Raw genomic sequence first — 11,424 nt, forward strand, 5'->3', positions numbered from 1 at the left:
GCATCCATCAATGGATCTTATTGGCCACCGACTGGTTACAACCGACATGGAGGGGAGTGATGCCAATCGTGACAGCTACGCCCCGGGCAGCTTGCCTGCTCGCCCACTGGTACACCCGGGATCCCATTCTGACCCTCGACTTTCCTCACCGCTGATTGGCTGCACCCGCCGTTTGAATTTGCCAGCCGGACGACCCTGAGCGTACCGGTCTTTTTGCCAATTCCAATTTCAAACACACTGGCCTTGCGCCGGTGAGGAGTCTTTTATGCGTCGTATACCCGAACCGTTTCGTATCAAGATGGTCGAGCCCATCAAACAGACCACTGGCGCCGAGCGCCGCGCCGCCCTCGAGGCCGCTGGCTGGAACCCCTTCCTGCTGCTGGCCGAGGATGTCTACATCGATCTGCTGACCGACAGTGGCACAGGTGCCATGTCCGATCGTCAGTGGGCGGGCATCATGATGGGGGATGAGGCCTATGCGGGCAGCCGCAACTTCGTCGAGCTGGAGCGCACGGTGCGCGAGATCTTTGGTTACCAGCATGTGATGCCCACCCACCAGGGGCGCGGGGCCGAGCAGATCCTCTTCCCCGAACTGGTCAAGCGTTGCAAGGGCAAGGCGCCGGTCTTTATCTCCAACTACCACTTCGACACCACCAAGGCCCACGTGGAGTTGGCCGGCGCGCGGGCCATCAACCTGCTCACCCCGAAAGCCCTCGACACCACGGCCCCCTACGCTTGGAAGGGGGATTTTGATCTCCCTCGCCTGAGCGACACCATCGAAACCCTGGGGGCCGACAACGTGGCCGGCATCATCATCACGGTCACCTGCAACAGCGCCGGTGGCCAGCCGGTCTCCATGGCCAATATGGAGGCGGTCGCCGAGCTGGCCCGTCGCCACTATATTCCGGTGGTGATCGATGCCGCCCGTTTTGCCGAGAACGCCTGGTTTATCAAGGAGCGGGACCCGGCCTATGCCAAGTGCAGCATCCAGGAGATAGTGCGCCAGATGTTTGCGCTGGGGGACATCTTCACCATGTCGGCCAAGAAGGACGGGCTGGTCAATATCGGCGGGCTCTGCTGCTTTAAAGAGGATCTCGAGCTGTTTCGCGCGGTGCAGGTGCGCTGCGTGGCGATGGAGGGGTTTGTCACCTATGGCGGCCTTGCCGGGCGGGACATGGCGGCGCTCGCCATCGGCCTGCGCGAGGGGATGGATGAAGAGTATCTGACCTATCGCATCAGTCAGGTGGCTTATCTGGGCGAACGGCTGGCCGAGGCAGGCATCCCCATCCAGACTCCCACCGGCGGTCATGCGGTGTTTGTGGACGCCAAGAAGCTGCTGCCCCATATTCCGGCCGAGCAGTTCCCGGCCCATGCGCTCGCCTGCGAGCTCTATCTGGAAGGGGGTGTGCGCGGGGTGGAGATAGGCTCCCTGCTGCTGGGGCGCGATCCCGTCACCGGCAAGCAGGAGGCGGCGGACTTTGAGCTGTTGCGACTCACCATTCCGCGTCGGGTCTACACCCGGGATCACATGGACTATGTGGCCGACTGCCTGATCGCGGTCAAGGCGCGGGCCAGCGACATTCGCGGGCTCACCTTCGACTACGAGCCGCCGCTGCTGCGCCACTTCACCGCGCGGCTCAAGCCGATCTGATCGCCAGCACTTCGGCGCCGTAGCCAGCAGGCTTGACCACAAGGCTCAACAACAAAAGCCCCCGCACCTTGGTGCGGGGGCTTTTTTGAGGATGATCGCCGGGAGCCTTACTGGCTGCTGAACAGCTTGGTCCGGGGGCTGGACTGGGCGGTCAGGCTCATGCGACCGGAAGTCTCCAGCCAGGATTTGATCCGCTTGGCATCGGCCACCCGGGCGTTGGGGGTGTCGGCGTTGAGCAGCACCATGATCACCGGCTCGCGGTTGATCTGGGTGGCCATCACCAGGCAGCGCCCCGCCTCGCGGATGTAGCCGGTCTTGGAGAGGGAGATGGGCCAGCTCCCTTCGCGTACCAGTCGGTTGGAGTTGAGGTAGTGCAGCTGACGCTTGCCGTTGCGCACCATGCGCTCCTCGGTGGAGGAGTACTGGCGAATGAGCGGATAGGTGGATGCCGCCGCTACCAGTTTGGCGAGATCGTGGGCGCTGGAGACATTGCGAGGGGTGAGGCCGGTACTGTCGGAGAACTGGGTGCTCCACATGCCTAGCATGCGGGCCTTGGCATTCATCGCCTCGATGAAGGCGCGCTGGCCACCCGGGTAGTTTCTGGCCAGCGCCGACGCGGCGCGGTTTTCCGACGACATCAGGGCGATGTGCAGCATGTCGGCCCGGCTCAGGCGCGAGCCCACCGCCAGCCGCGACCCGGTGCCCTTGAGTCTGTCCACGTCGGCCATGGTAACGGTCAGCATCTCGGAGAGACGCTGGTTGGCATCGAGCACCACCAGCGCCGTCATCAGCTTGGTGATGGAGGCTATCGGCATCACCCGGTTGGCGTTGCGCTCCGACAGCACTTCACCGGTGCGCGGGTTGGCCACCACGAAGGCGGCGGAGCTCAGCGCCAGATCGTTGCGCTGCTCCAGAAAGCTGTTGGGGGAGTGGGACTGGGCTGAAAACGGATTGGCCTGGGCGCTCTCCATGCTGACGGGAACGAGGAAGGCACCGAGCAACAGGGTAAGAAAAGGGCGAGTAATCATGATTTGACGCTACCGTACGGCTGACAGGGATATTTGGCTAAGTTATATGACGGTAATTGACGCTTCACAACGTCTAATGGCCCGATATTTCAATTTTATGGGATGGCGCACCTTGAAATAACGGTAATGAGCGCTATGGGCGGCTTCATACGAGTAATGATAGGGGTGGTCGGCGTGAGAAACATGGCTGCAGTGTGCGGCTGGTGGCGCCCTCTTGCCGTCAGATGATCGATCTTTTAGCTGTCTCTATTGCCTGCGTCCCTATCTTCACTCATTCCTGGTGATCATCTCTGTTGAAAACGGCCTGATCAGGGGCGGCTACATGTGCTGATGGCGGCCATGGCCGGCGACGGATCACCACAGGATCAAGAAGATAACGAGAGGGCTCCTGGCATTTGCACGCTATGGCGTCATGGCTACCCGCATCAGCGCCGAGGGGCTGTTTTCGACAAAGTAGTGCCAGAGGTGATCATAGAGTGCCTGCTGGCCGGGGAAACTCACCAGTGCCTTGGCCTCGGCCAAGGTGCACCAGCGATATTCGGTGTGCTCATCATTGAGGGTGACCACCTGATTGGGCGGGCAATAGACCACAAAGACCGGCACTACCTCCACCGTATTTGAAACGCTTTCGTAAAATTGTTCCAGATAATGGGCTGTGTATAACTCGCAAACTCTGATACCCGTCTCCTCGCCAAATTCGCGAATAATGGTCTGCCAGCCGGTTTCCCCCGCCTCGACCGTGCCCGCCACATGGCACCAGAAACCACCCTTTACGCGTTTCATCACCAGCAGCTTTGTTTCACCATCAATCGTTGAGAGGGCGACACCGGAGACGGTTTTACAGCGAATGGGGATCATGGGATAGGCTCTAATAACAGGTTCAATGGACGCCTATTGTTCGGCCACCGACGGGAGGCTGGCAAGTGATTTCCTTGCCGATACCACCGGTGCTGGCCAAACGTGACAGGGGCATTCAGCCCCGGTCACGCGTGCGGTCAGCCTCCCATCATGCGGGCGGTCTGGATCGCCTCGATCAGCGCGGCCCGGTTGATGCGGGGGCGCTCCTCGTCCAGCAACTGCTGCCAGAGGGCGATGGCCTGGGAGTAGCGGCCGTGCAGGAAGTGATCGGAGGCGAGCAGCATCAGGGCGCTCACCTCGCCCTTGTCCTGCTTGAGCGCGCTACCCAGCAGGCGCTGCGCCTCCGGGGTCAGCTGCTGGCCTGCCTGGTAGTAGAGCACGGTGGCTTGCGCGGCCTGGGTCGCGGCGCTGGCGCCCCCTTCTTGCAGGGCGAGGCGCTGGTAGGCGAGCAAGGCGTTGTCGTACTCGTCCCGGTAGAGATAGAGCTGACCGAGCGCCGCCCAGCCGTCGAGATCGGCGGGGTTGGTTTGCAGGCGCTGGTGCAGGGCGCCCAGCTCCTTGTCCTGCAGATCCCGCGGGCTCAATCCCGCCAGCGGATCGGGGCGTGACTGATAAGCCTGCCACGCCTGATAGCGGCCGGTGCCGGCATAAATGCCGGCCATCAGCGCCAGCAACAGGGCCCCAAGCAGTATCCATGACCGCAGCCTACGCTGCGGACGAGCGGTGCGGTCCTTGGCCAGCCGCTCGCGCAGGGCCTGCTCGGCAGGTGGGGTGGCGTTGGCGAGGCGGGCCAGCTCCAGCTCCCGGTAGAGGCGGCTGTGGGGGGCAAGACCCGCCTGCTGCTCAGCCATGATGAGGCGGTTCAGCTCAGCCCTGGGGTCGTGGAGACGGGTCCCCTCGGCTCTGTCGCCGACAAGCGGCACCCACGCCGGTTGCCGGCGATGCAGGCTCCTGCGCAGGCGACTGAGCGCCAACAACAGCAAGAGGGCGGGGCCGCCCCACAGCAGGGCCGTGCTGCGCTTGAAGGGGGGATCGTAGCGCACGAAATCGCCGAAGCGCTCCGTCATGCGGGCGATCACCTGCTCATCAGACTGTCCTTCGTCCACCCAGCGATAGACCTCGAGCCGCAGATCCCGGGCAATGGGGGAGTTGGACTCCACCAGGTTCTGGTTCTGGCACTGGGGGCAGCGCAGGGCGCGAGCCAATTCCTGAGCACGGGTCTGCCGCTCTGGGTGGCGAAACTCATAGGTGTCGACCCCACTGGCAAGGGCCCCGAGGCTCAATGTCAGCAAGAGTGGTGCGATCAGGGCGTGGCCGAGACGGCTCATTGCTTGCTCTCCTGCACTTCTTTCTCCACTTCGGGCTGGCTGGCGGTGTTGCTGCGGGCCTTTGCCAGCAAGGGAGCAAACTGGCGTTGCCAGACTTCCCGGGTGAGCTCACCCGTGTGGCGGGTCAGCAGGGTGCCGTCGCCGGCAAAGAGATAGGTCTCCGGCGTGCCGTAGACGCCGAGCTCCAGCGCGAGTCGGCCGTCGGGGTCGGCCAGCACGGCGCGATAGGGGTTGCCCGCCTCGGTGAGCCAGGCGCGGGCGGCGTTCCCCTTGTCCCGGTAGTTGAGGCCGTAGAGGGGCACGGCGCTAGCCAGCTCACCCAGCAGCGGATGCTCGGCGCGGCAGTTGGGGCACCAGCTGGCCCAGACGTTGAGCACGAAGGGCTCCCCCTTGAGCGCAGCAGTGTGGATGGAGGGGCCACCAAGCAGATCGTCACTCTGCCAGGCGGGCAGGGTACGCCCGGCGACGGCCTCATCCTGGCTGTAGGGATTGTTGCCAAGGCCGAGCCAGAGCAGAGCACCGAGCACCAGGGTGAGCACGAGCGGCACGAACAGGCGCAGACGGGCGTTCATAAGGACTCCTGTTCAAGCCGAGGGTAAGGGGCGGTCGCTGGCGCAAGATGGCTAGCCAGCAGCGGTCGGCGGGCGAGCAGACGCAGGGCGCCGCCCGCCATCATCAACAGGCCGCCGAGCCAGATCCAGCGCACCAGCGGCTTATGGTGCAGCCGCATGGCATAGGCGCCGGGCCCCATCTTCTCGCCAAGCACCACGTAGAGGTCGCCAAACAGCCCCCACGCGATGCCGGGCTCGTTCATGTTCATGGTGCGCACGCTGTAGTGGCGCCGCTCCGGGGTGAGCCTGGCCACCTCTTTACCGTTCTTATGCACGCTGAGAGTGATGCGCTCGGCGGTGTAGTTGGGGCCGATGATGGGCTCGCTCCCATCATAGCGAAACTCGAAGGCGCCGAGCCGATAGGGCTGGCCTGCGGCGAGTACGGCGCCCCCCTCCTGGCTGTGGTGACTCACCTGCGCGATGCCGAGGGCGCACACCGCCACCCCGAGGTGGGCCAGCAGGCTGCCGAACCGATTGAGGGTGAGCTCGCGCAGCGACGTCGGTTGCAAGAGCGGGAGCAGCAGGCTGGCCATCAGCCAGAGGCTCAGCACGTTGGCCGCGAGCCCCAGCCAGCTTGCCCGCAGCGGCTCTGGATAGGCGAGGCTCAGCAAGGCGCCCCCCAGCAGGCCGAACAGGCATGGGAGCAGCACCTTGATGCGGCGCTGGGCTGCCAGATGCTGCCAGCGCAGGCGCGGCAGCTGGGTCATCAGCGCCATCAGGCAGAGGGCCAGCGGCACGAAGATGGTATTGAAATAGGGGGCGCCCACCGAGAGTGAACCCAGATGGAGCGACTGGAACACCATGGGGTAGAAGGTGCCGAGCAGCACGCTGGCGCAGGCCACGCTGAGCAGCAGGATGGCGGCGCCGAGCAGCCCCTCTTTTGACAGCAGGCCAAAGCGGGCATAGGGGGCGCGAATGTCCGCCCGCAGGGCAAACAGGGTGAGGGCGCAGGTCAATAGCAAGCCGAGCAGCAACAGCAGGGTGAGGCCGCGGCTGGGGTCCACCGCAAAGGCGTGTACCGAGGTGAGCACCCCGGAGCGCACCACGAAGGTGCCGAGCAGGCTCAAGGAGAAGGTAAAGATGGAGAGCAGCAACACGGCGTGGCCGTAAGCGCCGCGCTTCTCGCACACCACCAGGGCGTGCAGCAGGGCGGTGCCGAGCAGCCAGGGCAAGAGGGAGGCGTTTTCTACCGGATCCCAGAACCACCAGCCGCCCCAGCCGAGCTCGTAATAGGCCCACCAGGAACCCAGCACGATGCCGGCGGTGAGAAAGACCCAGGAGCCGAGCGCCCAGGGGCGGCTCCAGTGGGCCACGGCGCCATCGAGCCGGCCCGAATGCAGCGCCGCCATGGCGAAGGCGAAGTTGACCGCAAAACCGACGTAACCGAGATAGAGCAGGGGCGGGTGGAGGATAAGGCCGATATCCTGCAGCATGGGGTTGAGATCGCGCCCCTCCAGCGGCCCCGGGAACTGGCGGTCAAACGGGCTGGAGAAGATCAGGGTATAGAGGCCGAACAGCCCGACGATCAGCCCCATGATGGCCAATACCCGGGTGCGGATCAGCGGATCGACCCGCTTGGAGCAAAGAGCTACCAAAGCGCCCCACAGCCCCAGCGCAAAGACGAAGAACAGCATGGAGCCCTCGTGGCCGCCCCACACAGCCGCCAGCTTGAAGCCCAGAGGCAGGGCGCTGTTGGCGTGCTGGGCCACATAGACCAGGGTAAAGTCATCCTGGCCAAAACAGCTGGCAAGCAGCAGCAGGGCGGCCCCGAGCAGGAGCGCGACCAGAAGGGCCAGCGGTGTTGCGCAGCCGAGCAGCGGGCGTGAGGCGAGCCGCAGCCCCAGCCAGGGCAGCAGCCCTTGCAGCAGGGCGAGCCCGGTCGCCAGCAACAGTGAGAGATAGCCGAGCTCCGCCAGCACACAACCTCCGTTTCAATCTTTGATGTCATTCATGTCATGCCACACACGCCGCGTCGTCTTCCTTTGGGGAAAAACATTGCCAAGCAACGGGTGTGGCATCACCAGAAATTCATTGGGCCAGCAACAAATCAGCGCCAGTCACCGGAGGGCGGCTGGCGCTGGTGGTCATGCCTTTAAATTACTGTCATCTGGCCGGCGTATAGCACGAAGTAGCGCAGCAGCAGGATCCCTACCAGAGTCAGGCTGCAGACCAGCACCAGATAGCCGTTTTTGGCCCGCAGCGGCGCGGGGGCCAGCAGGGTCAGCAACTGGGGCAGCAGCATGCCGATGCCCACCACCCCGAGCCAGAACACCTGAGCCCAGAAGCCGCTGCCGATGGCGGCCCACATGGCTGCCTCCTTCTGGCCGCCACCGAAGTAGAGGCCGGTAAAGAAGCAGACCAGCAGCAACACCTCCACCGCCAGCACCGGCCGCTCGAAGCGATGGACGAAGCTCACCCCCTGGCTGTGATGGTTCTCCTTGAACAGGGTGACCGCCAGCAAGATGGTGGAGGCGATGCCAGAGCTGACGCCGGAGATGAGGAACAGCACCGGCAGCACCGGGTTGTTCAACAGCGGATAGGTCTTGAGCGCCGACAGCAGAAAGCCGGTGTAGGCACCCAAGAGCACGGCAAGCAGCAGCAAGAGCGGTGCCAGCAGCCGCTCGATGCGGGCGAGCCAGCCAATGAGGCCATCCACAAAGGCGAACTTCTCTTGCAGCAGGTGACTGCGCAAGGTCTCGATCTCGGAGCGAAACACCACCGCCAGCCAGGCGAACAGCACCGCCATGTAGACCTGAAACAGCATGACCCCCATCGACATCACGGAGTCGAACTGGTAGTGGAACATCAGCTTCCAGAAGGTCCAGGGGCGGGCCAGGTGGAAGATGAGGATCAGTAACCCCAGCACCACGCTCACCGGCGCCAGGATGGCGGTCGCCTTGATGATGCCGCTCTCGCTGCCGGCCCCCTTGCGGCGCAACAGCACCGAGAGGGTGGTGGCCCCGGCGGAGATGCCGAGCAGGAACAGATAGATGGCGATCGGCCAGTCCCACACCAGAGAGGGGAAGTGAAATGCGTCATGCCACATGGTCATTCCCTCCATCGGTTATTGCTGTGGTAGATGGCGATGGGGCAAATCCCCACACCAGGGAGGGGAAGTGAAACGCCGCTTGCATGGTCATGACTTTATCTCCCCTTTGGGCACGCGGTACATCTTGGGCGAAGTGCCGAGTGCCTGCTTGTAGCGATAGGTGGTCTCCTTCACCAGCCGTTTGGCGATGGGACTGTCCGGGTCATCCAGATTGCCAAACACCAGCGCCTTGGTGGGGCAGGATTCCACGCAGGCCGGCTCCTTGCCTTGGGCCAGATTGGTCTTGCGGCAAAAGTCGCACTTGTCGGCAACCTTGGTCACAGGGTTGATAAAGCGCACCTGATAGGGGCAGGCGGCCAGACAGTACATGCAGCCAACGCAGAGATCCGGGTTGACGTCGACGATGCCATCCTCCTTGCGGATATGGGAGGCACCGGTCGGGCAGACGTGCACGCAGGGGGCGTTGTCGCAGTGTTGGCAGGACTTCCGAAAGAAGTGGTACTCGGCGTCGGGATACTCGCCGACGGGGCCGGAGCGGATGATCTCGAGGCGCGAGACCCCCTCCGGCACCTGGTTCACTTCCCGGCAGGCGTCCATGCAGGCAGTACAGCCGATGCAGGCCGTCTCGTCGTGGATCATGCCGTAGCGGATCCCGTCGATGGTCTGGCTGTGGGCGAGGGTGGTGGCAAGGGAGCGGGTGTTGGCACGAGCAGCCCCCGTCATCATGATGAGGGCCCCCGCACTCATCCCCGCCATGAATTGACGGCGAGAGCAGCTCATTGTGCCTCCTTGCCCGAGGTTGTGTTCGCCTTGGCCGCCTTGACGGTCTCATGCTGCTTGCTGTGGCAGTCGACGCAAAGCTTGATGCGGGACTTTTCCTGAATCGACTCCATGGGCTCCTTGGCCGGGTGCAGAGCGTGGCAGCTGGTGCAGGTGAGCTTGGTGGCGTGCACATCGTGGGCCCAGAGCGCTTCGCGCAGCACTTTGGGCTCGTGACAGCTCATGCAGACCCCGTTCTGCTCGGCGATGGGGTAGCGCTCGGTACTCTGTTTGTTGTTGAAGCTGTCGCTAAAGCGCATCACATCCTTGACCCCTTCCCGGTGTTTGGGCGAGGGCTGGCCGTGACAGTTGGTGCAGGTCACCGGTTTGAGGTTGTTGGGATTGGTCGCCTGGCCATGCTTGCCGTGCATGACGTCGTCCTGATCCTTATGGCAGTCGGTACAGGCCTTGTCGGCGCTGCGCAAGAATTCCACCTCGTGGGTGGGGGGCACGGCGGCGGGAGCGGTTGTCTGCTCGGCGGCCTGGCCCTGTACGCTGGTCAGCAGCATGGCCGCTATCAGCATCAGTCGTAAGAAATCCATCGTCAAATCACCCATATGAAGCCTCCATCCTGCTGCGGGCCCGACCGGCGGGCCCACAAGCATCGGTTACTGTGCCAGCCGGCCGGCCGCTTTGGCCTCGGCATCCCAGGCGGGAACAGTGGTCTTGAGGAACTGGGCCTTGTCGCTGTTGAACTGCTTCATGTCCATGCCAAGGGCGGCCTGGGCCTTCTCCTTGGTGGAGATGTCAGGAATGGCGATCTCCTGGCTGATCCCCTTGGCGGCCAGGAGGCGTGCCAGCTTGGTGCGGGCGTCGGCGGCCTTGTCGAGGGCACTGCCCAGGACCTTGAGGGCTACTTCCGGGGCATGCATCTGTACCCCGTGGGAGGCGATGGCATAGTCCCAGCGCCACTGGGCGTGCCGGATGTCTTGCAGGATATCTTTCATCTCGGCGTCGGTCGCACCGGCATCCCAGGCAGCCTTGGCTTCAAAGTGGGCGCGCACCAGCTGCTTCTCGACCTTGAGCTTGGTCTCGACAACGGCGTCTTTGCGCTGCTTGACGATGCCTTGCAGCATCTCCTTGCTCTGGGTGTGGCAGTTGCGGCAGGTCTGCTCGAAGCGATCAAACGGGTTGCCAATCTTGTGATCCGTATAGACCTTGCCCTGTTCGTTTTGCACCTTGGGCATGTGGCAGTCGACGCAGGCCACGTTGTTCTGGCCGTGAATGCCGGCGCGCCAGGTTTCGTACTCGGGGTGCTGGGCTTTGAGCATGGGGGTCCTGGAGACGGCGTGGGTCCAGTCGGCGAAGCCCTGCTCGTCGTAGTAGGCCTCCATCTGCTCGACCGAGGTGCCATCATCCCAGGGGAATTTCACCGCCTTGGTGGGGCCGGTGAAGTAGTACTCCACGTGGCACTGGCCGCACACCTGGGACTGCTGATCGAAGCGGCCCTGCTCCTTGAACGGCTTGCCGATGGCGGTCATGGCCCGATCGGCATAGGGACGGGAGAGGTGCAGGGCGGGTTTGCCCTCCTTGAACTCTTTCGAGGCGGTGTCGTGGCAGTCGGCGCAGCCGATGGTGTTGACGATCTCGGGTCCACCTTTTGCCCACATCCCCTTGAAGTAGCCATCCTCACCCTTCTCGTCGATGACGCGGGCCACGTCCGGGCCTTTGCAGCTCCAGCAGGCCATGGGCAGGGGGCCATCCTCGGCGCTCTTGGGGGCGCCGGTGCGCAGGGTTTCCCGCACGTCGGTCAGCGCATAGAAGTGGCCACGCGGCTTGTTGTAATCCTTGGCGAAGGCGTAGCCGGCCCAGAGCACCACCATGTTGGGGTCCTCGGCCAGGGCATCGGTGCGCTCGCGGCTCTCGCCGGTCGCCTTCCAGCTGCTGAACTGATCGGCGTGATCCTTGGCGAACAGCTCGCTGCGCGCCTCTACTTTGCCCTTGGGCTGAGCTTCGTCGGCCGCTTGTGCCCAGCCGCTGGTGCCAAGGCAGGTGGTAAGCAGCAGGGCGGCGAGGCCCAGCCTGGTCTGTCTGTTGTGTGAACTCACGATCATCACTCCCAAATCGATCTCATTGCCAA

10 protein-coding genes are annotated in these 11,424 nt (G+C 63.7%); 1 reads left to right on the plus strand and 9 read right to left on the minus strand.

The genetic code is table 11. From position 1 onward, the window contains the following. The first annotated feature begins 265 nt into the window (after positions 1-265). On the plus strand, positions 266-1,651 hold the full coding sequence (locus tag PG897_RS03150; protein ID WP_024941570.1) for a tryptophanase: 1,386 nt from the start codon (positions 266-268) through the stop codon (positions 1,649-1,651). A gap of 107 nt (positions 1,652-1,758) precedes the next feature. Here PG897_RS03150 and pbpG read toward each other — a convergent pair whose 3' ends face one another. The 9 genes from pbpG to nrfA all read right to left on the minus strand — a co-directional run bounded on the left by pbpG (position 1,759) and on the right by nrfA (position 11,398). Further along, entirely contained in the window at positions 1,759-2,679 is a 921-nt protein-coding gene (gene pbpG / locus PG897_RS03155) for a D-alanyl-D-alanine endopeptidase (RefSeq protein ID WP_017782682.1), read from the minus strand. Between the two features lie 402 nt (positions 2,680-3,081). Further along, on the minus strand, positions 3,082-3,537 hold the full coding sequence (locus PG897_RS03160; RefSeq protein ID WP_024941569.1) for an NUDIX hydrolase: 456 nt from the start codon (positions 3,535-3,537) through the stop codon (positions 3,082-3,084). A 137-nt stretch (positions 3,538-3,674) separates the two neighbouring features. After that, complete coding sequence (gene nrfF, locus PG897_RS03165) at positions 3,675-4,865, minus strand: heme lyase NrfEFG subunit NrfF (protein ID WP_041204644.1); 1,191 nt, start codon at positions 4,863-4,865, stop codon at positions 3,675-3,677. Continuing rightward, positions 4,862-5,437 (minus strand): DsbE family thiol:disulfide interchange protein, encoded by a 576-nt coding sequence (locus PG897_RS03170; protein WP_024941567.1) that lies wholly within the window; start codon positions 5,435-5,437, stop codon positions 4,862-4,864. Before PG897_RS03170 ends, nrfF begins: the two co-directional genes overlap by 4 nt. Then, complete coding sequence (gene nrfE / locus PG897_RS03175) at positions 5,434-7,395, minus strand: heme lyase NrfEFG subunit NrfE (protein ID WP_024941566.1); 1,962 nt, start codon at positions 7,393-7,395, stop codon at positions 5,434-5,436. Before nrfE ends, PG897_RS03170 begins: the two co-directional genes overlap by 4 nt. A gap of 173 nt (positions 7,396-7,568) precedes the next feature. Then, complete coding sequence (gene nrfD, locus PG897_RS03180) at positions 7,569-8,522, minus strand: cytochrome c nitrite reductase subunit NrfD (protein WP_024941565.1); 954 nt, start codon at positions 8,520-8,522, stop codon at positions 7,569-7,571. Between the two features lie 90 nt (positions 8,523-8,612). Beyond that, on the minus strand, positions 8,613-9,305 hold the full coding sequence (gene nrfC, locus PG897_RS03185; protein ID WP_024941564.1) for a cytochrome c nitrite reductase Fe-S protein: 693 nt from the start codon (positions 9,303-9,305) through the stop codon (positions 8,613-8,615). Beyond that, positions 9,302-9,901, minus strand: coding sequence for a cytochrome c nitrite reductase pentaheme subunit (gene nrfB / locus PG897_RS03190; protein WP_024941563.1), 600 nt, complete (start codon positions 9,899-9,901; stop codon positions 9,302-9,304). Before nrfB ends, nrfC begins: the two co-directional genes overlap by 4 nt. A 51-nt stretch (positions 9,902-9,952) precedes the next feature. Further along, a complete protein-coding gene (nrfA, locus tag PG897_RS03195) occupies positions 9,953-11,398 on the minus strand; it encodes an ammonia-forming nitrite reductase cytochrome c552 subunit (protein WP_024941562.1) in 1,446 nt (481 codons plus the stop codon). Between the last annotated feature and the right edge of the window lie 26 nt (positions 11,399-11,424).

The sequence above is a fragment of the Aeromonas sp. QDB20 genome, assembly GCF_027707805.1.
GTDB lineage: Bacteria > Pseudomonadota > Gammaproteobacteria > Enterobacterales > Aeromonadaceae > Aeromonas > Aeromonas dhakensis.